Source organism: Roseateles koreensis (assembly GCF_028595305.1).
Classification (GTDB): Bacteria; Pseudomonadota; Gammaproteobacteria; order Burkholderiales; family Burkholderiaceae_C; genus Paucibacter_A; species Paucibacter_A koreensis.
This window is the reverse complement of the sequence record NZ_JAQQXS010000001.1, coordinates 383,804-406,569: the sequence shown is the minus strand read 5'-3', so window position 1 is coordinate 406,569 and position 22,766 is coordinate 383,804. Positions and strand designations below refer to the sequence as shown.

The 22,766-nt window shown below is 58.5% G+C and carries 24 protein-coding genes and 1 tRNA gene; 7 read left to right on the top strand and 18 right to left on the bottom strand.

Translation table 11 applies throughout. From position 1 onward, the window contains the following. Positions 1 to 354: 354 nt before the first annotated feature. Positions 355 to 1,119: a substrate-binding periplasmic protein gene (locus PRZ01_RS01740; protein ID WP_273595014.1), complete on the top strand. Its 765-nt coding sequence runs from the start codon at positions 355 to 357 to the stop codon at positions 1,117 to 1,119. 112 nt (positions 1,120 to 1,231) lie between these two features. Here the strand turns inward: PRZ01_RS01740 and PRZ01_RS01735 are convergent. From PRZ01_RS01735 to cysS, 6 genes are all read right to left on the bottom strand, one after another. Then, positions 1,232 to 1,324 (bottom strand) — tRNA-Ser (locus PRZ01_RS01735). A gap of 56 nt (positions 1,325 to 1,380) precedes the next feature. Then, positions 1,381 to 2,649: an aspartate kinase gene (locus PRZ01_RS01730; protein ID WP_273595013.1), complete on the bottom strand. Its 1,269-nt coding sequence runs from the start codon at positions 2,647 to 2,649 to the stop codon at positions 1,381 to 1,383. A gap of 164 nt (positions 2,650 to 2,813) precedes the next feature. After that, positions 2,814 to 4,316, bottom strand: a complete 1,503-nt coding sequence (gene tilS / locus PRZ01_RS01725) for a tRNA lysidine(34) synthetase TilS (protein WP_273595012.1) — start codon at positions 4,314 to 4,316, stop codon at positions 2,814 to 2,816. Beyond that, positions 4,297 to 5,268, bottom strand: coding sequence for an acetyl-CoA carboxylase carboxyltransferase subunit alpha (locus PRZ01_RS01720; protein WP_273595011.1), 972 nt, complete (start codon positions 5,266 to 5,268; stop codon positions 4,297 to 4,299). Before PRZ01_RS01720 ends, tilS begins: the two co-directional genes overlap by 20 nt. 88 nt (positions 5,269 to 5,356) lie before the next feature. Then, positions 5,357 to 5,926, bottom strand: a complete 570-nt coding sequence (locus tag PRZ01_RS01715) for a DNA-3-methyladenine glycosylase family protein (protein WP_273595010.1) — start codon at positions 5,924 to 5,926, stop codon at positions 5,357 to 5,359. A gap of 82 nt (positions 5,927 to 6,008) precedes the next feature. After that, positions 6,009 to 7,391: a cysteine--tRNA ligase gene (cysS, locus tag PRZ01_RS01710; RefSeq protein WP_273595009.1), complete on the bottom strand. Its 1,383-nt coding sequence runs from the start codon at positions 7,389 to 7,391 to the stop codon at positions 6,009 to 6,011. Between the two features lie 229 nt (positions 7,392 to 7,620). On the opposite strand from cysS, the gene PRZ01_RS01705 reads away from it, so the two are divergent. The 4 genes from PRZ01_RS01705 to PRZ01_RS01690 all read left to right on the top strand — a co-directional run bounded on the left by PRZ01_RS01705 (position 7,621) and on the right by PRZ01_RS01690 (position 10,191). Further along, positions 7,621 to 8,199, top strand: a complete 579-nt coding sequence (locus PRZ01_RS01705; RefSeq protein WP_273595008.1) for a tetratricopeptide repeat protein — start codon at positions 7,621 to 7,623, stop codon at positions 8,197 to 8,199. A 102-nt stretch (positions 8,200 to 8,301) separates the two neighbouring features. Next, on the top strand, positions 8,302 to 8,895 hold the full coding sequence (locus PRZ01_RS01700; RefSeq protein WP_273595007.1) for a peptidylprolyl isomerase: 594 nt from the start codon (positions 8,302 to 8,304) through the stop codon (positions 8,893 to 8,895). Then, positions 8,892 to 9,398 carry a peptidylprolyl isomerase gene (locus tag PRZ01_RS01695; protein ID WP_273595006.1) on the top strand — a complete coding sequence of 169 codons (507 nt, stop codon included), beginning with the start codon at positions 8,892 to 8,894 and terminating at the stop codon, positions 9,396 to 9,398. Before PRZ01_RS01700 ends, PRZ01_RS01695 begins: the two co-directional genes overlap by 4 nt. Positions 9,399 to 9,453: 55 nt before the next feature. Further along, positions 9,454 to 10,191 (top strand): UDP-2,3-diacylglucosamine diphosphatase, encoded by a 738-nt coding sequence (locus PRZ01_RS01690; RefSeq protein WP_273595054.1) that lies wholly within the window; start codon positions 9,454 to 9,456, stop codon positions 10,189 to 10,191. A 110-nt stretch (positions 10,192 to 10,301) separates the two neighbouring features. Here PRZ01_RS01690 and clpA read toward each other — a convergent pair whose 3' ends face one another. Next, on the bottom strand, positions 10,302 to 12,629 hold the full coding sequence (gene clpA / locus PRZ01_RS01685) for an ATP-dependent Clp protease ATP-binding subunit ClpA (protein WP_273595005.1): 2,328 nt from the start codon (positions 12,627 to 12,629) through the stop codon (positions 10,302 to 10,304). Then, complete coding sequence (clpS, locus tag PRZ01_RS01680; protein ID WP_273595004.1) at positions 12,626 to 12,940, bottom strand: ATP-dependent Clp protease adapter ClpS; 315 nt, start codon at positions 12,938 to 12,940, stop codon at positions 12,626 to 12,628. The genes clpA and clpS overlap by 4 nt, the downstream gene beginning before the upstream one ends. Positions 12,941 to 13,251: 311 nt before the next feature. Here clpS and PRZ01_RS01675 point away from each other — a divergent pair, with 311 nt between their 5' ends. Continuing rightward, positions 13,252 to 13,500 (top strand): cold-shock protein, encoded by a 249-nt coding sequence (locus PRZ01_RS01675; protein ID WP_273595053.1) that lies wholly within the window; start codon positions 13,252 to 13,254, stop codon positions 13,498 to 13,500. Between the two features lie 123 nt (positions 13,501 to 13,623). On the opposite strand, the gene PRZ01_RS01670 is transcribed toward PRZ01_RS01675, so the two are convergent. The 4 genes from PRZ01_RS01670 to hemN all read right to left on the bottom strand — a co-directional run bounded on the left by PRZ01_RS01670 (position 13,624) and on the right by hemN (position 17,860). Further along, positions 13,624 to 13,989, bottom strand: coding sequence for an HPF/RaiA family ribosome-associated protein (locus tag PRZ01_RS01670; RefSeq protein ID WP_273595003.1), 366 nt, complete (start codon positions 13,987 to 13,989; stop codon positions 13,624 to 13,626). A gap of 282 nt (positions 13,990 to 14,271) precedes the next feature. Next, positions 14,272 to 15,525, bottom strand: coding sequence for an NADP-dependent isocitrate dehydrogenase (gene icd / locus PRZ01_RS01665; protein WP_273595002.1), 1,254 nt, complete (start codon positions 15,523 to 15,525; stop codon positions 14,272 to 14,274). A gap of 149 nt (positions 15,526 to 15,674) precedes the next feature. Further along, entirely contained in the window at positions 15,675 to 16,427 is a 753-nt protein-coding gene (locus tag PRZ01_RS01660; protein ID WP_276597884.1) for a sulfite exporter TauE/SafE family protein, read from the bottom strand. Further along, positions 16,427 to 17,860 carry an oxygen-independent coproporphyrinogen III oxidase gene (gene hemN, locus PRZ01_RS01655; protein WP_273595001.1) on the bottom strand — a complete coding sequence of 478 codons (1,434 nt, stop codon included), beginning with the start codon at positions 17,858 to 17,860 and terminating at the stop codon, positions 16,427 to 16,429. The genes PRZ01_RS01660 and hemN overlap by 1 nt, the downstream gene beginning before the upstream one ends. Before the next feature lie 220 nt (positions 17,861 to 18,080). Between hemN and fnr the strand changes: the two genes are divergently transcribed. Then, positions 18,081 to 18,815 (top strand): fumarate/nitrate reduction transcriptional regulator Fnr, encoded by a 735-nt coding sequence (gene fnr, locus PRZ01_RS01650; protein ID WP_273595000.1) that lies wholly within the window; start codon positions 18,081 to 18,083, stop codon positions 18,813 to 18,815. Between the two features lie 65 nt (positions 18,816 to 18,880). On the opposite strand, the gene PRZ01_RS01645 is transcribed toward fnr, so the two are convergent. The 6 genes from PRZ01_RS01645 to ccoO form a co-directional block, all read right to left on the bottom strand. After that, positions 18,881 to 19,126, bottom strand: coding sequence for a hypothetical protein (locus PRZ01_RS01645; RefSeq protein ID WP_273594999.1), 246 nt, complete (start codon positions 19,124 to 19,126; stop codon positions 18,881 to 18,883). A gap of 110 nt (positions 19,127 to 19,236) precedes the next feature. After that, a complete protein-coding gene (locus PRZ01_RS01640) occupies positions 19,237 to 19,494 on the bottom strand; it encodes a nitrogen fixation protein FixH (RefSeq protein WP_273594998.1) in 258 nt (85 codons plus the stop codon). A 63-nt stretch (positions 19,495 to 19,557) separates the two neighbouring features. Beyond that, complete coding sequence (ccoG, locus tag PRZ01_RS01635; RefSeq protein WP_273594997.1) at positions 19,558 to 21,015, bottom strand: cytochrome c oxidase accessory protein CcoG; 1,458 nt, start codon at positions 21,013 to 21,015, stop codon at positions 19,558 to 19,560. A gap of 27 nt (positions 21,016 to 21,042) precedes the next feature. Next, complete coding sequence (gene ccoP, locus PRZ01_RS01630) at positions 21,043 to 21,954, bottom strand: cytochrome-c oxidase, cbb3-type subunit III (RefSeq protein WP_273594996.1); 912 nt, start codon at positions 21,952 to 21,954, stop codon at positions 21,043 to 21,045. Then, positions 21,951 to 22,124 carry a cbb3-type cytochrome oxidase subunit 3 gene (locus PRZ01_RS01625; protein ID WP_409993791.1) on the bottom strand — a complete coding sequence of 58 codons (174 nt, stop codon included), beginning with the start codon at positions 22,122 to 22,124 and terminating at the stop codon, positions 21,951 to 21,953. The genes ccoP and PRZ01_RS01625 overlap by 4 nt, the downstream gene beginning before the upstream one ends. After that, positions 22,124 to 22,747 carry a cytochrome-c oxidase, cbb3-type subunit II gene (gene ccoO / locus PRZ01_RS01620; protein ID WP_273594995.1) on the bottom strand — a complete coding sequence of 208 codons (624 nt, stop codon included), beginning with the start codon at positions 22,745 to 22,747 and terminating at the stop codon, positions 22,124 to 22,126. The genes PRZ01_RS01625 and ccoO overlap by 1 nt, the downstream gene beginning before the upstream one ends. Positions 22,748 to 22,766: the final 19 nt, after the last annotated feature.

Below are 22,766 nucleotides of genomic sequence, written 5' to 3'. Positions count from 1 at the left end.
AAAACCAAGGTTTACGGTGCTCGATCGACTTAGTCCGATTTGCGCAGTTTCGTTGCAAACGGTCAAGCGCCGTTGCGCCAAATTCACATTCACCGGGTCAGGCCTTGCCTTGCGCCGCCAGCGGTTTTACGCAACTCAACGCGTTCCCTGCAATTTCTCACTACATCACCCAACACCTGCGTACGGGATCCCATCAACGCCGTGGTGTGCCACAAAGCTGAGGCACACTTGCTTTGTCTGTGCAGAAACTGGCGTGCCATTGCTCACCTTGGCTTGAATCCTGCCGCTGCGTCCATTCCCGAATCGCCTCCGCCTCACCCGCGGACAGAAATGCACCCACCAGCCCCGCCGCCTATGTTTCGCCTCTTTCTTGCAGCGATTACGCTCTTGCTGATCAAACCCGCCCTTGCCATCGGGATCTCGGAAATCACGGTCTGCTGGGAGGAAGGACTCAAGCCGCCCTATCTAATGCTCAACGAGCAGCAAAAGGTCACCGGGATTGCGGTGGACATGCTGAATGAAATTCTTGAGCACGAAAAGATCAAGGCAATCAACGTGCTGCGACCCTGGAAACGCTGCCTGGAGCAAATCAAGACCAATGAAGTCACCTTGGTTCCAAATGCTTCATTCAACGAGGAGCGGGCTCAGTTTTCGCACTACACCAAGCCGCTTTATGAAACCCATCTGGTTTTGTTCTACCGGAAGGACGTATTCCCCGAGCAGCCACAAGTGAAGACGATGGAGTCGCTTTCAAAATACCGTGTGATCGGCATCAACGGCTTCAACTACCAGCGCTACCAAAAGAAGATCATGATCGACACCGGCGCGTTGGACCGAAAAGCACAGTTCGCCATGCTGGTGGCAGGCCGCGGCGATTTCGCGGCGGAACAGCTTGAAGTCCACCAATACCTCGACAAACAAAACAAGCCAAGGTCGCTTGCGCTGGACTACATCCCCGACCCCGCGCAAGGCACTCAACCTTTCTACATTCTTGTCAGCAAAGCGTTCCTGCAAGGGAATGAGCTTGCCTCCCTTATCGACAAAGGGATTGACCGATGGAAGGCGAAAGGCCTCGACAAAAAACTCGTCGAAAAATACCTAGCCCTGCCGGAAGAATAATCGCCGGGCGAAATGCCGGAGACCACAAGCTGCAGAGGCAGGTTGTAGAAAAAGAAAAACCCTGAAAAGCTAAGTCATTGATTTGACTTGCTTTTCAGGGCTTCTTGTTACTTGGCGGAGTCGGAGAGATTCGAACTCTCGATGCAGGTTTTGCCCACATACTCCCTTAGCAGGGGAGCACCTTCGGCCACTCGGTCACGACTCCAGCACAGCCTTGTATTCTATACGAAGAATTTCAGGCTTTTTGGAAAATCCTGAAATTTAGGCAGGATTTTTATCCAGGTCGAAGGCTTTGTGCAGCGCGCGCACCGCCAACTCCATGTACTTTTCGTCGATCACGACACTGGTCTTGATTTCGCTGGTGGAAATCATCTGGATGTTGATGCCCTCCTCGCTCAAAGCGCGGAACATCTTGGACGCCACACCCACATGGGAGCGCATGCCAATGCCAACGATGGAGACTTTGCAAATCTTGGGGTCGCCCTGCACCTTGGCCGCTTGCGTTGCGGGGCCAACGACGTTCTCCAGCAATTCCATCGTGCGCGCGAAGTCGTTGCGGTGCACGGTGAAGCTGAAGTCCGTTTTACCCTCTTGCGAAACGTTTTGAATGATGACGTCGATGTCAATATTCGCCTCGGCCACAGGCCCCAGAATCTGGAAGGCGATGCCGGGTTTATCAGGCACGCCGAGCAGCGTCACTTTCGCCTCGTCACGGTTGAAGGCAATGCCGGAAACGACGGCTTGTTCCATTTTTTCGTCCTCTTCAAAACTGATCAGGGTGCCGGATTTGGCTTCCTCGTTGATGTCGATATCCCAAGGCGTGAAGCTCGACAACACGCGCAGCGGCACCCGGTATTTGCCCGCAAACTCCACCGAACGGATTTGCAGGATCTTGGAGCCCAGCGAGGCCATTTCCAACATCTCTTCAAAACTGATAGTGTGCAGGCGGCGTGCGTCGGGCACGATGCGTGGGTCCGTGGTGTAGACGCCGTCCACGTCGGTGTAGATCAGGCATTCATCGGCCTTCATGGCCGCTGCAATCGCCACCGCCGAAGTGTCGGAGCCACCGCGGCCCAGTGTGGTGATGTTCATCTCATCATCCACGCCCTGAAAACCGGCAATCACCACCACTTTGCCGGCAGCCAGGTCAGCCCGCACGCGGCTGTCTTCAATGCTCTCGATGCGCGCCTTGGTGTAGGACGAATCGGTATTCAAAGGCACTTGCCAGCCGGTGTAGCTAACGGCCTCGACCCCCTCAGCTTGCAGAGCGATAGCCAGCAAGCCCACGGACACTTGCTCGCCCGTGGAGGCGATCATGTCGAGCTCGCGATTGAGTGCAGCACTGCTCCCTGAAGGTGCCAGTTCCTTGGCCAAACCAAGAAGGCGGTTGGTTTCACCGCTCATGGCCGAAGGGACCACCACCATCTGATGGCCGGCACGGGCCCATTTGGCAACGCGCTTGGCGACGTTGCGAATGCGGTCCGTCGAGCCCATCGACGTACCGCCATATTTATGAACAATCAAGGCCATATGGATTCGCTCAAAGCGAGAGTTGAGGCGTAAGAAAAGAGTTCGCAGGGCCTCACGGGGTGGTCGAGGCGCCCAGACCGGATGGGGCGGGTGGCACCGCGGTCGCAACCTGCGATTCTAGCCGCTGCCTTGCTCGCCGCTGCGGCCGTGTCAATAATGGGGCGTCAGCCCACCTCCGGCGACGGATTAGGCAGGGCGCCAGTGGGCCTTTCGAGCCCCCAATCAGGCTCCGGGCTGGGCGCCAACGCCGAGGGCGCATCATGAACCCAGGTCAGCTGCATTTGCGGTGTGCCAGCGGCGGCGCGATACCTTGCATCCAAGCCCAAACCAACCGCGTAGAGCAACTGCTGCCCCGCAAAAAGACAAGGCCCCACGCGCTGCCAAGCGGGAATGCCTGCTTCCTGATACGCCTTCTTCAGGCTCCTGGGCGCACTGCGCGCTGCTTTTTGAAATTGTTCCCCGCCTTGCCGTGGGCGCACCGTCACAGCGGTCAAATGCGTGGGCGCAACACCGCCCTCAGCCACTGGGTCAACCCGCCACAAGCCGCCCCAGCCCGCTTGCGGATACAAGCCGGGTTGGCTGAGGTCGATGGGGGGCGCCACCCATTGAGCCACCGGCGAATCGCCTTTTGCCGCCTCAGCTGCTGGCGTTGTCTCCTCCCACCGTTTGGCCGCGGGCTTCAAGGTCAAAAAACCACGATAAAAGCAAAGCTGCAGTGCTTGCCGCGCCGCGTCAAATCCGCCGGACCACTCACCACTTTGAGCGACAGCACATTCGGACAACAAACGGGCCACCAGCGTCGCCCGCGCGGGCCGCCCCAGCACCTGGGTCAACCAAGCCCTCAAGACGTTGCTAGCACGGGGAGCGGAAAGCTGTAGTACGCCGCGCATATCCAAACCACATGCGCTGGCCAGACGCGACAAATCCTCTTGGGCGATTTCTCGCTGCAGCGCCAGCGCCTCTTGCGCCCAGCTCGCGGCGTCCGCCAACTTGGACTCCGCCTGAGGAAATGCCTGCAGCAAGCTCGGCCAAACCTGCAAGCGCAGGCGATTGCGCGCATACCGAGGGTCGTTATTGCTGTCATCGTCGATGTAGCGCAAGTGATGGGCTTGCACATAGGCCTGCACATGCTCCCGCGTTTGCGTCAGCCATGGCCGTGCCCAGCAGAGCCCTTTGCGCCATTGTTGGACGGGCATGCCGGCCAAGCCCGCAACGCCCGCGCCGCGCAAGCCCTGCAGCAACAAGGTTTCAGCCTGATCGCGCCGATGGTGCGCCAGCAGCAAAAGACTGACCCCCGCCGCACGCGCCATGGCGTCAAGCGCCGCATGGCGTTGCTCCCGCGCCCAGGCCTCGACGCTGTCTTTGGGCAGCGGTTGCCCGGCGAGCCGATGAATTTGCAGGCGGACCGGCAGACCCTCTTGCGCCCACGCCTCGCATTGCGCCTGGCAATGGCGGGCCCAACCGTCGGCCTGAGGATTCAAGCCGTGATGGATATGCAGCGCCAGCACGCCAAGCGGCGGTTGGCAACCGGCAGCATTGAGTTGCTGAGCAGCCTTCAGCGTGGCGTGCAACAGAGCGCTGGAATCGCGCCCACCGCTGTAGGCAAGGCCGATCAGGGCTGAGGAAGGGCCGGAGCCCGCATCCGGATCAATGGGCTTTGGTGTCACCAAAACGGCCATAGGCTTGCAGGCGCTCATAACGGCGATCCAACAAGTCCTTGGGTTTCAAGTCGCTGACCTGGCGCAACGCATCACTCAAGGCACGCTTCAAGTTCGAGGCCATCTGCTTGTTGTCACGATGGGCTCCGCCCACAGGTTCGTTGACAATCTTGTCGATCAGGCCCATGGCCTTGAGTCGATGGGCGGTGATGCCCAGCGCCATGGCGGCCTCCGAAGCGCGCTCAGAAGACTTCCAAAGAATGGACGCGCAACCTTCCGGCGAAATGACGGAATAGGCTGAGAATTGCAGCATCAGCACTTGGTCCGCCACGCCGATGGCAAGCGCCCCGCCGGAGCCACCTTCGCCAATCACGGTCGCGATGATGGGGACTTCCAGTTGCGCCATTTCGAAAATATTGCGGCCAATCGCCTCTGATTGACCCCGTTCTTCAGCGCCGATGCCAGGATAGGCACCCATGGTGTCGATCATGGTGAACACGGGCAGGCCAAACTTTTCGGCCAACTTCATCAGGCGCAGAGCCTTGCGATAGCCCTCCGGACGCGGCATTCCGAAGTTGCGCAGTTGCCGCTCTTTGGAGTCAGCGCCGCGCTGATGACCGATCACCATGCAGGCCTGGCCATTGAAACGCGCCAAGCCACCCACGATGGCTGCATCGTCGGCAAAGTGCCGGTCGCCATGCAATTCCTGGAACTCGGTGAAGACTTCAGCACAATAATCCAGCGTCTGCGGGCGTTGCGGATGGCGCGCGATTTGGTACACCTGCCAGGGTGCGACATTGGCGTAGACGTCTTTGGTGAGTTGCTGGCTTTTCTTGGAGAGGCGGTCGATCTCTTCAGAGATATCGACGGCCGACTCGCTTTGCACGTAGCGCAACTCTTCGATTTTGGTTTCGAGTTCAGCAATGGGCTGTTCGAATTCGAGGAAATGTTTTTTGCTCATCCTGCGACTTTGTTCAGTGTTGAGGTCTATGAACTGGCTTCAACGCATGCGATTGGGCGTTGCAAAGAAGCCTGTGCTCCGTTGGCTTTCAGGCCGCCGGGGCCGGATCGAGGCTGCGCCAAATGTACCATGTGGCTACCGAGCGGTAGGGAGACCAGGCATCCCCGACCTCCCGGGCTTCAGCTCTCGAAACGGGTTCACCCGAAAAATAGTTCTCGCTGATGCCCTTGAGCAAGCGTGGATCGTCCAGCGGCAGCACGTTGGGTCGCATCAGGTGAAAGATGAGAAACATCTCCGCCGTCCAACGGCCGATGCCTCGAATGGCCACCAACTCGTCAATGATGGCCTCGTCGTCCATCTGCGTCCACTGGCGCACATGCACCTGCCCGGCTTCAAAATGCTGGGCCAAATCCATCAAATAGTCCACCTTGCGGGCCGGCAGGCCTGCACCCCGCAGTGCCACCGCACCCAGCCCCATCAGGGCGGCTGGCTGCACCTTGGTCGGCGCGCCGCCGACCAAGGCTGCGAATTTGAGCCACGCGTTCTGCGCCGAGTTGACCGAAATTTGTTGGCCGATGATGGAGCGTGCCAAAGTGGTGAAGGCGTCCGCCCTGCTTTGCAGGCGCGCCTCACCAAACTGGGGAATCAACTTCTTCATCACCCGGTCGCGCCTGGCCAAATGGCGGCAAGCCTCATCCCAATAGTCCGGGGTCACCCCGGCCTGATTCACGCGCACCACGTCAGGCCCGCGTCCAAGTCGTACCCGTGGGACTGTCTTGCAAGACAACACCCGCAGCCAGCAACTCAGCGCGGATTTGGTCTGCACCCGCAAAGTCACGCGCGGCCTTGGCGGCTGCCCGGGCTGTAATTTTTTCAGCAATGACAGACTCATCGAGCCCGATGCTGCCGCCACCGGCCTGCAAATAGTCACGCGGAGTCTGCTGCAAAAAGCCGAGCAATCCGCCCAACTTTTTGAGCAAGGCAGCGTCCGTCAATGAGCCGCTGCGGTTGATCTCGCTGGCCAACTCAAACAGCGCGGCGATAGCGCCCGGCGTATTGAAGTCATCGTCCATGGCCGCACGGAAAGCCCCCGCCTGCGGGTGCGTCCAGTCAACGTCGATGTCCGGCACATCCAAACCGTCCAGGGCGGTATACAGCCGCTTCAGCGCGATGCGCGCGTCATCAAGATTGGCATCACTGAAATTGAACGGGCTGCGATAGTGCGTGCGCAGCATGAAATAACGCAAAGTCTCAGCGTCATAACGCTTGAGCACGTCTTGAATCGTGAAGAAGTTGCCCAGGGATTTGGACATCTTCACGTGGTCCACATTCAGCAAGCCGTTATGCGCCCAGATGGTTGCCGGCGGCTTGCCGTTGGCACCTTCGCTCTGGGCGATTTCGTTCTCGTGGTGCGGGAACTGCAAATCAGCACCACCGCCATGAAGGTCAAACTGTTCACCGAGCAAAGCGCAGGCCATGGCCGAGCATTCGATGTGCCAGCCCGGGCGCCCCGCACCATAGCTGGAGGTAAATTTGGCGTCAGCCGGTTCTTCAACCTTGGCAGCCTTCCACAGCACAAAATCAAGAGGATCTTGCTTGCCGTCGTCCACCGCCACGCGCTCGCCGGCACGCAGATCATCCAGCGACTTGCCAGACAACTTGCCATAGCCCGCGAAACCACGCACCGAATAGTTCACATCCCCATTGCTGGCACGGTAGGCCAAGCCTTTGTCTTCCAACTTGCCGATCATGGCCAGCATTTGCGGCACGTACTCCGTCGCACGTGGCTCATGGGTTGGCCGCAAGACGCCGAGCGCGCCCAGATCCGCATGCATGGCGTCGACCATTTCGTGAGTCAATTGCCGAATGGGGATCTGGCGCTCCAAGGCCCGACGGATGATCTTGTCATCGATATCGGTGATGTTGCGTACATAAGTCACCCGATAACCGGAAGCCTGCAGCCACCGATAAATCAAATCGAACGCAACCATCATCCGAGCATGGCCCACATGGCACAGGTCGTAGATGGTGATGCCGCACACATACATGCGGACATGGCCGGGTTCGATGGGGACGAGTGGCTGAACCGCACGGGTCAGCGTGTTGTAAATGCGAAGAGACATGAATCTTTTTGGGCCAAAACCGACGGGAAACACAGAGGTCATATGCGCCGGCTTGCAGATCATAGGGTGACGACGGCCAGCCCACCAGAGCTTGGCGAGGCACCGTAGAATGACCTTCAGTATACCGGCAGGCCCACCCGACCTGGGCCCGCACTGACCCTGCCCCAACCGCGCCTTGTGCTCTCCGCCGCTCCGTCTGCGGCAGCAAAGGCCTTGAGCGACTGCCCACATGCCACCACGCTTCGATTGCCATTTTCCGGTGTTCCGGGTGTTCCGGGCCCGGATGTTTCGGTTGTTTCGCCCTTGCCTATTCGCCGCAGCACTGGGGTTCACCGCCGCAGCCAGCGCCGCGGAGCAAGATACGGCTCAACGCTTGTGGTTGGCAGGACAGCGCAGCGCCGCCATTTCATGGGTTGAAGACGGGTTGCGAACGACCCCCAACGACCTGAATCTGCGCTTCACCCTGGGCGTCATGCGGATGGAAATGGGCGAACTCAAGCCGGCCGCTGAAATCTTCACCCGGCTCAGTCAGGATTTCCCGGATTTGGCAGACCCCTTTAACAATCTGGCTGTTATCCACGCCGCCCAAGGCGACCTGGATTTGGCTCAAGCCGACTTGAACCAGGCGCTGACCTTGCAACCCACACATGCCCAAGCCCTGGAGAATTTGGGCGATGTACTGCTGCGCCAAGCGGAACGCGCCTACCAAAATGCCCTGAAGCATCAAGTTGCACCGCTCGCCGCCACGCAAGGCAAATTGAAAAATATCCAGGCCCTGCTCAAGCGCGTGGACACCCCTTCGCCTTGAGTTGCCGCTTGTTGCCGCTTAACGCCTGCGCTTGTCCCACAGCCGCCTCCCGCCATGAGGGACAATTGCGCGCTACAGAACCTCAACGTCAGTGAAAGAACCATGCCCGCAACCGCCACAGACATGCTGATTCCGCTGCGCAAGACCTTGGGCGCGGTCGCGCTTGGACTTGTAGTCGCCACCTCAGCGCACGCTCAAACAATCAAGCTCAGCACCACCGAAGGCGAAATTCGCATCGAGTTGAATGCTGAAAAGGCCCCAAAAAGCGCGGCCAACTTTGTTCAATACGTGAAATCGGGGCACTACAACGGCACCATCTTTCACCGCGTCATTGAGAATTTCATGATCCAAGGCGGCGGTTTCACGGACAAGATGGCGCAAAAACCCACCAAGCCGCCCATCCCACTGGAAGCGGCCAACGGACTGCACAACCTGCGGGGCACTGTCGCCATGGCTCGCACCGGCGATCCGAATTCAGCCACCTCACAGTTCTTCATCAACGTCGTTGACAACGCGTTTCTCGATGCAGAAAACGCCCGTGACAGCCGCGGCTACGCCGTGTTTGGCCACGTGGTCGAAGGCATGGACGTGGTCGACAAGATCCGCGCCAAGCCCACGGGCAACCTGGCTGGCCAGCAAAACGTGCCCCTCACCCCCATCCTCATCACCAAAGCCATTGTGGAGTCTCAAAAATGAGCGCAAAAAAAGTCGAACTGCATACCAACCATGGCCTGATCCTGGTCGAACTGGACGCTGAAAAAGCCCCCATCTCGGTGGCCAACTTTCTGTCCTACGTGAAGAGCGGCCACTATGACGGCACGGTGTTCCACCGCGTCATCAAGGGTTTCATGGTTCAAGGCGGCGGTTTTGCTGTCGGCATGAAACAAAAGCCCACCACGGGCGAGATCCAGAACGAAGCCAACAACGGCCTCACCAACGAGCATTACACGCTGGCAATGGCCCGTACCAATGCGCCACACTCGGCGTCCAGCCAGTTCTTCATCAACACGACCAACAACGGCTTCCTGAACTTCAAGTCCGAAACTCCGTCGGGCTGGGGCTACGCCGTTTTTGGCAAAGTCATCGGTGGCAAAGAAGTGGTGGACGCCATCGAGAAGGTGCGCACCGGTCGTTCAGGGTTCCATGACGATGTGCCCGTTGAAAACGTCGTGATCGAGCGCGCGGTTGAAGTCGCCTGATTCGGCAACTCAAGCCGTGCCATCAGCAGGGTTGGCGTTGCCAACCTTTGCTGAAATGACGGCGCCGGAGAACTGGCGCCGCATTGACTTTTTGTCTGACCTGCACCTCGCACCCGAGACGCCGGCCACCCTGGCCGCGTTGGAGCACCATCTGCAGGAAACATCCGCCGACGCCGTCATGCTGCTAGGCGACATTTTTGAAGTCTGGATCGGCGACGATGTTCGCCATACCGGCTTTGATGCACAGTGCCTGGCCCTGCTGCGCCGAGCCTCCGAGCGCCTGCATCTGTTCTTCATGCCAGGCAATCGCGACTTTCTGGTGGGGCCCGCCATGTTGGCCGACTGCGGCGCGAAGGCGCTGGCAGACCCAACCGTTCTGACCGCGTTCGGCACCCGCTATTTACTCACCCACGGCGATGCCCTATGCCTGTCGGATGTGGCCTACCAAGGCTTCCGAGCGCAAGTACGGCAAACCGACTGGCAGGCGCAGTTTCTGGCACAACCCCTGGAAACTCGCCGCACCCTTGCCCGCCAGATGCGCGATGGCAGCCGAAGCCAGCAGGCCCTGCAGGAGCATTATGCAGACCTTGACGCGCCCGCTTGCATCGCCTGGCTCCAAGCCGCAGGTTGCACCACCATGATCCACGGCCACACCCACCGTGCGGCAGTGCATGAGTTGGGGCAAGGCCTGCGTCGCTATGTACTTTCCGATTGGGATTTTGAATCCCCCGCCCCACGCGCCGATGTGCTGCGTTTGCGGCGGGCCGGACTGCGGCGCATTCAACTTGCCTGAACTGGGATCAATGCGCGTCTGGCAGGATGCATTACGAAACGGCTGCACATGACGTCAAAAGGCCCAGTGGAATTGAACTGGGCCTTTTGCTCAAACAACGATACGAGACCTCAACCCGCCGTCGCCGGCTCCGCTTTCGGCTTGTTGTCGCGAGTTTTCAAAGGCTGAATGTCGAGCACCACCTCCGAGTTGGCATCCACATCCACGCTCAAACGGCCACCATCCACCAAACGCCCGAACAACAATTCGTCGGCCAAGGCACGGCGAATGGTGTCTTGAATCAGTCGTTGCATCGGACGCGCGCCCATCAGGGGGTCAAAGCCCTTCTTGGCTAAATGCTTGCGCAATGCATCGCTGAAGGTGACTTCAACCTTCTTCTCGCTCAACTGGCTTTCCAATTGCAGCAAGAATTTGTCGACCACACGGATGATGATTTCTTCATCCAGCGCCCGGAAGGACACGATAGCGTCCAGCCGATTGCGGAACTCAGGCGTAAACAGGCGCTTGATGTCACCCATCTCATCACCTTGCTGGCGCGAATTGGTGAAACCAATGGTCGATTTATTCATCGTCTCAGCGCCCGCATTGGTCGTCATGATGATGATGATGTTGCGGAAATCTGCTTTGCGCCCGTTGTTATCGGTGAGTGAGCCATGGTCCATCACCTGCAAGAGCACATTGAAAACGTCCGGGTGCGCCTTCTCGATTTCATCGAGTAACAGCACCGCGTGCGGCTTCTTGGTCACCGCCTCGGTGAGCAGACCCCCTTGATCAAAGCCGACGTAACCCGGAGGCGCGCCAATCAAACGACTGACGGCATGGCGCTCCATGTACTCCGACATATCAAAGCGAATCAACTCGATACCGAGGATATAGGCCAACTGCTTGGCCACCTCGGTTTTGCCCACGCCGGTGGGGCCGCTGAACAAGAAGGAGCCAATCGGCTTGTCTGGCTTGCCCAGTCCTGAGCGTGCCATTTTGATCGCGGCGGCCAAGGCATCAATCGCGGGTTCTTGGCCGAACACCACACTCTTGAGGTCGCGATCCAATGTTTTCAACTTGCCGCGGTCATCGCTCGACACCGAGGCCGGCGGAATGCGCGCAATCTTGGCCACGATGTCTTCGACCTCGCTGCGCGTGATCGTCTTCTTCTGCTTGTTCTTAGGCAGAATCCGCTGCGCTGCACCGGCCTCGTCGATCACGTCGATGGCCTTGTCCGGCAGGTGGCGATCGTTGATGTACTTGGCCGACAGCTCCGCCGCCGCCTGCAACGCGCCCAGCGCGTACTTGACGCTGTGGTGGTCTTCGAAGCGAGACTTCAGCCCCTTCAAAATCTCAACCGTCTGCTCGACCGAAGGTTCGGCCACATCCACCTTCTGAAAACGCCGGCTCAGGGCCGCATCTTTCTCGAAGATGCCACGGTATTCATTGAACGTGGTGGCGCCAATGCACTTCATCTGACCGGACGACAAGGCCGGCTTGAGCAGATTGCTGGCGTCCAGGGTCCCCCCCGACGCGGCGCCGGCGCCGATCAAGGTATGAATTTCATCGATGAACAAAATGGCCTGCGGTTGATCCTTCAACTGCTTGAGAACCGCCTTGAGCCGTTGCTCAAAATCGCCGCGATATTTGGTGCCTGCCAGCAGTGCCCCCATATCAAGCGAGTAGACCACCGCTTCGGACAAAACGTCGGGCACATCGCCTTCGGTGATGCGCCATGCAAGCCCTTCGGCAATAGCGGTCTTGCCCACGCCAGCTTCACCCACCAACAGCGGGTTGTTCTTGCGGCGCCGGCACAAAATCTGCACCACGCGCTCAACCTCCAGTTCACGGCCGATCAAGGGATCGATCTTGCCGTCCTTGGCCAATTGATTCAGATTTTGGGTGAACTGCTCAAGCGGTGAACCTTTGCCCTGACCTTCTGCGTCGTCGCGCTCGGCCTCAGGTCCATTGGCGCCGCCCTCTTGCCCCTTACCGCCGGCGGGTGCCTCGGGCGGGTCGCTTTTCTTGATGCCATGGGCGATGAAGTTCACGACATCCAGCCGCGTGACGCCTTGCTGGTGGAGGTAGTAAACCGCGTGTGAATCTTTCTCGCCAAAAATGGCCACCAGCACATTGGCACCGGTGACTTCTTTCTTGCCACTGCCTGTCGACTGCACATGCATGATGGCGCGCTGGATCACGCGCTGAAAGCCCAGGGTCGGCTGCGTGTCAACCTCTTCAATGCCACCCACGGTTGGCGTATTTTCCTTGATGAACTGCGACAAACTCTTGCGCAGATCATCAAGATTGGCCGAACAGGCGCGTAGCACCTCAGCGGCAGAGGGGTTGTCCAGCAACGCCATCAGCAAGTGCTCGACGGTGATGAACTCATGGCGCTGCTGGCGCGCTTCCACGAACGCCATGTGCAGGCTGACTTCAAGCTCTTGCGCAATCATGCGGCCTCCATAATGCACTGCAAAGGATGGCCGGCTCGCCGTGCGGCAGCCAGCACCAGTTCCACCTTGGTGGCCGCGACATCTTTGGTGAAGACACCGCAGACCCCGCGTCCATCATGATGGATTTTCAGCATGATCTGAGTGGCGGTATCCAGGTCATGACGGAAATATTCTTGCAAAATCATCACAACAAACTCCATGGGCGTGAAATCGTCGTTCAAAAGCAAGACTTGGTAGAGCCGCGGAGGCTCTGTTTTTTGGGGAACACGCTCAACGGTGGTCGTTCCATCACCATCCTCCCGCCCGGGCATATGCCCTGGCAAGTGGCTTGGCGGCAGGCCCGGTGGCGCTGGCGGTTGACTGGGAAAATCTGGCATGTCTTGATTCTATAGACAGCAAGTCATTCCTGCTGCTGACCCATTCATCTTGCGACAACTCCGAAAATTGCAAGCGTTGAATTGCCTTGGACAGTCGCCTTTTTCATGCTCAAGCATCACTCGCGCAACGCGCGCCCGTGAAGCCTGAATACGGGCAGATCCTCAATTGACAGCGTGTGGCACGCCCACTAAAAATCAACTTCGATGCACAAGACATCAGTGATTTTGGGATGGAGGAGTTTGAAATGGCACTCGGTACAGTGAAATGGTTCAACGACGCCAAAGGATTTGGTTTTATTGAACCCGAAACAGGCGGCGAAGATATCTTCGCCCACTTCTCAGCAATTCAAATGGAAGGGTTTCGCACCTTGCAGCAGGGCAGCAAGGTCAGCTTCGAGCTGATTCAGGGCCCCAAGGGGCAACTGGCTCAAAACATCACGCAATTGACGGGCGCAACGACACAGCAGCCGCTACAGATGAACCAAGCCGCGTGATCGCGATGGCAGTGAGCGCCAAGCACTGACCGCACAACACAGCCTGCCTTGGTGCGCGGCTCACCGACCCCGGCATGTCCGATGTATTCATCAGGCATGCCGGGAGTTTTAAAACATCAGATTTCAGAGTTCGTCAACAGCGTCGGCGGCGGCGCCCCGAATCGTGTCGCGACCGTGTGCGTCTCTCAGCTTGCCCACGGTTGAATCCAGCGCACGCAGCAATTTGTCCGCGGCGCCGTGCAAGGCATCCGCAACGGTGCCCGCATCATGGCTCACCACAACGGGTTGCAAGCCGGCCATACGGGCTTCGAGCTTGCACCGCTTGTCATGGTCACCCACCCGGACGCCATTGGCATCACTCATATGCGCCTCAATGCGTGTCAGTTGGTCCCGAAAGCGGGTGAGCTTGCCTTTCAATTCAGTTTCAACCCATGCAGCGAGCTGTTCGGTTCCTTGGATATGCTCGTCGGTGTTCAGTTGGAATTGCATGATGTCCCTCCGTATGACTGCGATAGAAAAACCTTGCTGCCAGCGCAGCGCCTAGATGCAAGTCAAGGCAACTTCAGTATAGGGCGGCCATGAGGGCCCGCTTTCGCTCCTCGCACAAGCGCTTGAGCCGCCTCAATCCTCATGAAGAAATATCGGCGTAAATAGCCGGCCCGGCCCGGCCTGCCCCGTCCGCAGAGCGCCCAGTAAAAAAACCCCACAGCTTTGCAAGCTGCGGGGTTTGGATGTGGGCACGGAAGGCCAGGGAGGCCCCTGGCAACTCCATCACATATTGTCGATCATGACCTGGCCAAAGCCAGAGCAAGACACTTGTGTGGCGCCATCCATCAAGCGGGCGAAGTCATAGGTGACCTTCTTGCTGGCGATGGACTTTTCCAACGAGCTGATGATCAGGTCCGCAGCTTCGATCCAGCCCATGTGGCGGAGCATCATTTCAGCCGACAGGATTTCGCTGCCGGGGTTGACGTAGTCCTTGCCAGCATACTTGGGCGCCGTGCCGTGCGTCGCTTCGAAGCAAGCCACCGAATCCGACAGGTTGGCGCCGGGGGCGATACCAATGCCACCCACTTGAGCGGCCAGGGCGTCGGAGATGTAGTCGCCGTTCAAGTTCAGCGTAGCCACCACCGAGTACTCGGCGGGACGCAACAAGATCTGCTGCAAGAAGGCGTCAGCAATGGAGTCCTTGACGACAATTTCCTTGCCCGTCTTGGGGTTCTTGAATTTGCACCATGGGCCGCCGTCGATCAACTCAGCGCCAAATTCTTTCTGCGCCAGGTTGTAAGCCCAATCACGGAAGCCACCTTCGGTGTATTTCATGATGTTGCCCTTGTGCACGATGGTCACGCTGGGCTTGTCGTTGTCGATGGCGTACTGGATGGCCTTGCGCACCAGACGCTCGGTGCCTTCGCGCGACACCGGCTTGATGCCGATGCCCGAGGTTTCGGGGAAACGGATCTTCTTGACGCCCATCTCGTCTTGCAAGAACTTGATCAGCTTCTTGGCCTTGTCGCTTTCGGCTTCGAATTCGATGCCGGCGTAAATGTCCTCCGAGTTCTCACGGAAGATCACCATATTGGTCTTGTGCGGCTCTTTCACGGGCGAAGGCACGCCCTTGAAGTACTGCACAGGACGCAGGCAAACATAGAGGTCCAGCTCTTGACGCAGGGCCACGTTCAAGGAGCGAATGCCACCGCCTACGGGGGTGGTCAGCGGGCCTTTGATCGACACCACGTATTCACGCAGCACTTCCAGCGACTCAGCTGGCAACCACACATCGGGGCCGTAGACCTTGGTGGCCTTCTCGCCAGCGTAGATCTCCATCCAGTGGATCTTCTTCTTGCCGGCATAGGCCTTGGCCACAGCAGCATCGACCACCTTGATCATCACGGGCGTGATGTCAAAGCCGGTGCCATCGCCTTCAATGAAAGGAATGATGGGTTGATCAGGCACGTTGAGGGAGAAGTCGGCATTGACGGTAATCTTTTGACCGCCTTCAGGCACCTGGATGTGTTGATACATTTTATTCGTCTCCGCAGAGCGTCGTAGTGTTGGACAGAAAAGTCTAATTCTAAGCCAGCCGAGCTTTCGCGAAGCTGAAGCTGTCATTCAGAAATTTGATGTTCAGAAGAAGCCTGTGTGATGATCGGCGCCTGATCGGCCGGTGAGACTCAGCGGCAAAAGGCAGCCACCTGCTCCCACACCCCGTGGCCCAGGGCCCAGGCGGACGCGCTGGCCAGACCCAAGCCGCTCAATCGAACGGACCATTGCATGGCCCGCGCGCCGCTGAACGCTCCGCCCGATTGCTGCAAGCGCAACAAAACAGAAGAACCCAACGCGAGGCCCAAGCCGGATGGCAAGGCAAAACTCGCCATGACCAAGCCCCCCTGCACTGGCCCACTGGCGAGCGCGGCAACCAACAGCGCCGATTGCAACAAGCCGCAGGGCCATGCCACCCAGGCCAAGCCGCCGATGGTCGCGCGCCCAGGCACCGACCACGAGGTTCCACCGCCGCGCAGGCCCTCAGCCGAGAGCACCGCAACGGGCGCGGCCCCATCGGCAGCGGCGCGCACAACGCGACGCGAGACCTGTTGCCCAAGCTGCTCCAGCCACGCTGGCTGGCGGCCCCGCCACAACAGGAAAAAACCAAGCATCAACGCGGCAGCATGCAGCAATACCCACACAGGCCGCAGCAAGGCCGAGGTCTGCCCCAGTTGCGCCAGTACATTGACGCTGCCAGCGGCGAGACCGCCAGCCACGGCGTAGCTGATCAATCGCCCGGCCTGAAACCCCCACATAGCAGCGCGGCTCGCTCCTGCTGACGCCGTCAATCCAGCGCACGCGGCACCGCACATGGCCAAGCAATGAGGAACGCCGGCCAAGCCCATAAGCAGGGCCGAGCCCGCCAGGGCTGCATCAATCATCAGATGATTTTAGAGAATCGTGCGCGGCTGCGGTCGGCTTGCAAATAACGATCGAACACCATGGCCACGGCTCGCACAAAGAACCAACCCATAGGCGTTACCTGAATGGCCTCGCCCTCCAGGGTGACCAAGCCTTGCTCTGCCAACTCTTGCAGGCGTTCAAGCTCCGGCTTGAAGTACTCACGCACGTCAACGAGGTGCGCCAGCGCAATCGACTCAAACTCAACCCTGCCCTGGCACATCAGGGCCATGATGACGGCACGCCGCACCAAGTCGTCACGACTCAATGCCAAACCGCGCTCAATCGGCAATTGCCCTTGATTCAAAGCGTCGTAATAGGCGTCCAGCGTTTTAACGTTCTGGCTGTAACTGGCGCCGACCCTCCCGATGGCGGACACGCCCAAAGCGATCAAATCACAATCGGGTTGGGTGCTGTAGCCCTGGAAATTTCGGTGCAGGCGCCCCTGCCGCTTGGCCACCGCCAGCGAATCGTTGCTGAGCGCAAAATGATCCATGCCGATATAGCTATAACCGTGGGCCATGAACCCCTCGATCGCACTGTGGAGCATGACCATCTTGGCACCGCCTGCAGGCAACTGGGTCTCATCAATGCGTCGCTGTGGCTTGAAGCGCTGCGGCAGGTGGGCATAACCATACAGGGCAATACGGTCAGGCTTCAATGCGCCAACTTGCGCAATGGTGCGTGCAAATGATTCGGGAGTTTGCAACGGCAAACCGTAGATCAAGTCGACGTTGGTGGACTCAAATCCCAACTCACGGGCCGCTGTCATCAAGGATTCGACGCTGTCGAAACTTTGCTGACGATGGACCGCTTTTTGAACATGCGGGTCAAAGTCCTGAACCCCAAAACTCAATCGATTGAAACCCAGGCCGCGCAGATGCTGAAGGCGGCCCGTACTGACCGTCCGTGGATCTACCTCAATGGCAATCTCCGCCCCGGCGACGATGCGAAACCGCTCCCGCAAGGCCGCCATCAACATCGTCAACTCAGCGTCGCTCAGAAAAGTCGGTGAGCCGCCGCCAAAATGCAATTGCGACACACCAGCCCCACGCCCCAGATGGGCCAGGGTCAAATCCATCTCGGTGATCAGCGCCTGAAGGTACTCGCCCGCTTTGTCATGATGTTTGGTGATGACTTTGTTGCAGGCGCAGTAGTAACACACCGACTCACAGAAAGGGATGTGGACGTAGATGGATAAGGGCGTGCCCCCGCCAATCTGGGACCCACTCGCCCGCTGAGCCAAGGCCTGGACATATTGCTCGGCGGTATAGGCCTCGACAAATCGGTCCGCCGTGGGGTAGGAGGTGTAACGCGGCCCCGACACATCAAACCGTTTCAGCAAGGCTTCGGTGATGATAGTGGCGGGCGCTTCCAAGTCGGAAGTTGGGCAAGGCAAGGTGATCTGAACCATGGCGTCATGGTGCCAATGAAGACGGCAAACCACTTGATCAGGATCAAGGATGGTGCCAATCATTCGCCTAACAATCCCCCTCAATGCTCGCCGCGTTTGAGAAAAATCATGACGCGTGCCTGACTGGCCATCGCCAAGCATGAAGTCGACGAAGGCAAATCACCACAGTCCGCATCGACCCAACTGCATTGCGCAGATCGCATCACCCATAATCCACTAAATGAACGTCACCGTACCCATCAAGATTGAACCCCTCAAGGTCGCCTGCTCCAGCTGCAATCTGCGGGAACTGTGCCTACCGGTTGGGCTGTCGTCGAACGACCTGGATCATCTCGACGAATTGGTTGCCACTCGCCGGCAAGTTTCGCGGGGCGACACCTTGTTTCGCAGCGGCGACCCATTTTTGTCGCTGTATGCCGTGCGAACCGGATTTTTCAAGACCTGTGTATCGTCCGAAGATGGCCGCGATCAAGTAACCGGCTTTCAAATGGCCGGTGAGTTGCTGGGGCTGGACGGGATCAGTACCGACCGTCACAGCTGCGATGCAGTGGCACTGGAAGACTCCCAGGTGTGCGTGATTCCGTTTGAACAGCTCGAAGAGCTGTCGCGTGAATTCACCGACCTGCAGCGCCAGTTCCACAAAATCATGAGTCGCGAAATTGTTCGGGACCACGGCGTGATGCTCTTGCTGGGCAGCATGCGTGCCGAAGAGCGCCTGGCCGCATTTCTCCTGAACCTCACGCAACGCCTTCAGGCCCGCGGTTTTTCTGCCGCGGCCTTGGTGCTGCGCATGACTCGAGAAGAAATCGGCAGCTACCTTGGCTTGAAACTGGAAACCGTCAGCCGAACCTTCTCCAAGTTTCAGGAAGAGGGTTTGCTGGAAGTCAAACAGCGCCACCTGCGCATCCTGGATCAGGCCGGCCTGCAAAAATTGGTCAACAGCAGCGCTTGCTGAAAATCAAGGGCCGGAGAGCGCCGCAGCAAGTCCCAAGCAAAGCGGTCGCTTTGGCGGTGGCCGTTTTATTGTGGCCACTTACGGGGATGGGCTGGCCCGAGCGCATCAGGCAAAGTAGCCAGCGCCAAGCTGATGCTAGAAGCCAAGCTGATGACGCCCCAGAAGATGAGAAAACTGAGGGTATAGACCGCCTGTCGCGACAGGTCCATGCGCTCAGCACCGAACCAAGTGAGATCACCAGGATCAACGACGGCGAAAACCAGCGCCTCCATCACACCCGCCATCACAAACGCTGGCCAGGCGATCGCCATGGCCCACCGCGCCAACCGAGACATGGGGCGGAACCCCGGCTCGGGTGAAAAATCTTGCTGCGTCGGCACCTCAGATGCCGAGGATTGCTGGGGTGACGACGCCGCCATGATCAATTTCCGCCGGTTGCCGCGTGATTGCGTGCCTTGAGCGCTGGCGCCATCGAAGCTGCCTTGTTCGCGGCTTGCTCAGACGCTTCGCGCTCTTGGGCGGGTGTCTTCTCCTCCAGCACCTGCTCAGGGAAATGCAGGGCCAAAAAGAGCGTCACAAAACTCGCCACCACCACCACGCTCGGCCCCCCTACCACCAACCACATAAAGCCCTCACGCCACCAAGGTCCTGAGGACTTGTTTGTATCGCCTTGCTTCATCGTTTTCTCCTGAGGAGTTCGTTCTTCTTCACCGCTAACACCGTTTGTGGTGTTGTCTCGCCATCAACGTGGCACGACAAACGTCGACTTTTCAATGAGTTCAATCTTGCCCTGAATGGCGCCCGCCTTGTCGAGGGAATGCCCGGTCAAGCCAATCAAAATGTGATGCGCACCAGCCCCTGCCTGGGCCGCCGTCTCGGGCGGCACGCGCAATGCGATGGAGACCCAACGCGCCTCGGTGGGCGCCAATTCAAACGCCACAGGCTTGACCAACTGCAGACCCGCCATGCCACTGACCTGCACGGTGAACTGCTGCTGAGTCTCACTGGCATTCATGACCTGCAGGCGGTAGAGATTCTCGATGTAGCCGTCTTCTACCTGCCTGGACATCACGCCACGATCACGCACCACATCGAGACGCACGGGGCTGCGGAGGAACAGCAAGCTACCCAGCAGCGCCACACACAACACCAGCAAGATCACGCTGTACAGCACCACGCGAGGCCGAAAAATCCGACGCAACTTCTGGCTGGGCGACAAGTGTTGAGCCAGACCGTTTTGCGTGTCGTAGCGAATCAGGCCGCGCGGATAGCTCATCTTGTCCATGACCTGATCACAGACATCAATACAGGCCGCGCACCCGATGCATTCGTATTGCAAACCCTTGCGAATGTCGATGCCAGTCGGGCAGACCTGCACACACAAAGTGCAGTCGATGCAAGATCCCAGGCCTGCCGCCTTGGCGTCAACCTTCTTGCCACGCGACCCTCGGGGTTCGCCCCGTTCTTCGTCGTAGCTGATGATCAGCGTGTCTTTGTCGAACATCGCGCTCTGGAAGCGCGCGTAGGGGCACATGTACTTGCAGACCTGCTCACGCATATAGCCTGCGTTGCCATAAGTGGCAAAGCCATAGAACAGCACCCAAAACCATTCCCATGGGCCAAAACCCAGGGTGAAGGCCTCGGCCCACAAAGCTTTGACGGGCGTGAAGTAGCCTACAAAACTGAAGCCAGTCCACAAACCCAAAGCAATCCAAGTAACCTGCGTGCCAGTTTTCCGCCAGAGTTTATTGAAACTCCAGGGCGATGCGTCCAGCTTCATGCGCGCTTGGCGGTCGCCTTCAAAGCGCTTTTCAATCCACATGAAGATTTCGGTGTACACCGTCTGGGGGCAGGCGAACCCGCACCACAAACGCCCTGCCACAGCCGTGAACAGGAACAAGGCATACGCCGAAATCATCAACAAACCCGTCAGGTAGATGAAATCCTGCGGGTAAAGCACCAAGCCAAAAATATAGAAACGTCGGCTGGCAAGGTCAAACAAGACCGCCTGCCGATCATTCCACTGCAGCCAAGGCAGGCCGTAGAAGAGCAACTGCGTGAACCAGACCAAACCCCAGCGCCACCGGGCAAATAGGCCCGTCACCGCACGTGGATAGATCTTTTTCTGCGCTGCATACAGCGAAACAATTTCGATAACTGCTTCGCGCCCTTCGTCCGACTTGCCTACGTTGGCACTCATTACTGCTTTCTGCTGCGAGACGGCTCGTTACTTGGCGGCAGCCGAAGTGTTGGAAAAACTCCAGACATAGGCCGCGACCACATTGATCTGCTCCGGGCTCAAACGTGCAGCCTGGGCAGGCATCACGTTGTTCTTGCCGTTATTGATCATGGCCATCACGGCGTCTTCGCCCCAGCCATGCAGCCAGATCTTGTCGGTCAGGTTGGGCGCACCGATCGCTTGATTGCCTTTGCCGTCCGCACCGTGGCAAGCCGCACAGGCCGCAAACTTGGGTTTGCCGAGTTGTGCAGCAATGTCGTTGTGTGCACTGCCCGACAAGCTCAGCACATAGTTGGCTACGTTGCGCACATCTGCCGGTGAGCCGACCGCCCCCGCCATGGGCGGCATCACACCGTTGCGCCCGTGAGTGATGGTTTCAACAATGGTCTCGTACTTGCCGCCATAGAGCCAGTCACTGTCAGTCAGATTAGGAAAGCCCTTGCTGCCCTTGGCGTCCGAGCCGTGGCAACCGGCGCAGTTGTTCGCAAACAAGCGCTCGCCAATGGCCATGGCTTCAGGGTCTTGCGCCAATTGTTCAACGGGCTTGCCGGCGAACTTGGCGTAAACCGCACCCATGGCCTGGGTTGCCTCGGTTTGCTCTTTCTCATATTGGCCCACGCTGCTCCAGCCCAAGCTGCCCTTGTGGGTGCCCAAGCCCGGATACATGGCCAAATAGATGCCAGCAAACACCACCGTGATCACGAACAAAATCGCCCACCAACGGGGCAGCGGATTGTTCAACTCACGCAGGTCTTCGTCCCAAGTGTGACCGGTGCTGTTGTCGCCCGCCATCACCTTGTGGCGACTGGCGATGAACAAAAGAATCAGGCAAAACGCCAAGCCACCAATGGTGCCCAGGGCCACGAACAGTGACCATCCATTCGAGAAAAAGTCGCTCATTGAGACCTCCCGCTAACGTCATCGTCGAGCGGCAACTGGGCCAGCTCGTCGAATCGTTCCTTATTGCGGCTGGAATAGGCCCAGCCAACGATCAAGAGAAACACCACCATCGAGACCAGGGTCACGACGCTGCGCAAAATATTGATGTCCATCGCTTGATGCCCTTCCATCACTTGACGGCGGTGCCAAGCACCTGCAGATAGGCGATCACGGCATCCAATTCGCTGTGATCTTTGACTTCTTCGGCCGCTGCAGCAATTTCAGCATCTTGGTACGGCACGCCCACGATACGCAGTGCACGCATCTTGGGCGCCAACTCCGTCGGATCCAACTTGGCTTTTGCCAACCAGGAATAAGCCGGCATATTGGACTCAGGCACCAAGTCACGCGGGTTGTTCAAGTGGATGCGATGCCATTCGTCGCTGTACTTGCCGCCCACTCGGTGCAGGTCAGGACCGGTACGCTTGCTGCCCCATTGGAACGGGTGGTCATACACGAACTCACCCGCCGTGGAGTAATGCCCGTAGCGCAGCGTCTCGGACCGGAAGGGACGAATCATCTGCGAGTGGCAGTTGTAGCAGCCCTCACGGATGTAAATGTCCCGCCCAGCGAGTTGCAACGGGGTGTAAGGCTTGAGGCCTGCCACCGCTTCCGTGGTGGAGCGCTGGAAGAACAACGGCACGATCTCAACCGCCCCCCCCAAGACGACCGTCGCCAACACCAGCGCGATCATCAAGAAGTTGCTGGTCTCGATCTTCTCGTGGCCGCTGACTTTGTGTTCTGTGCTTGCCATTTTGATTTTTCTCCTTGAT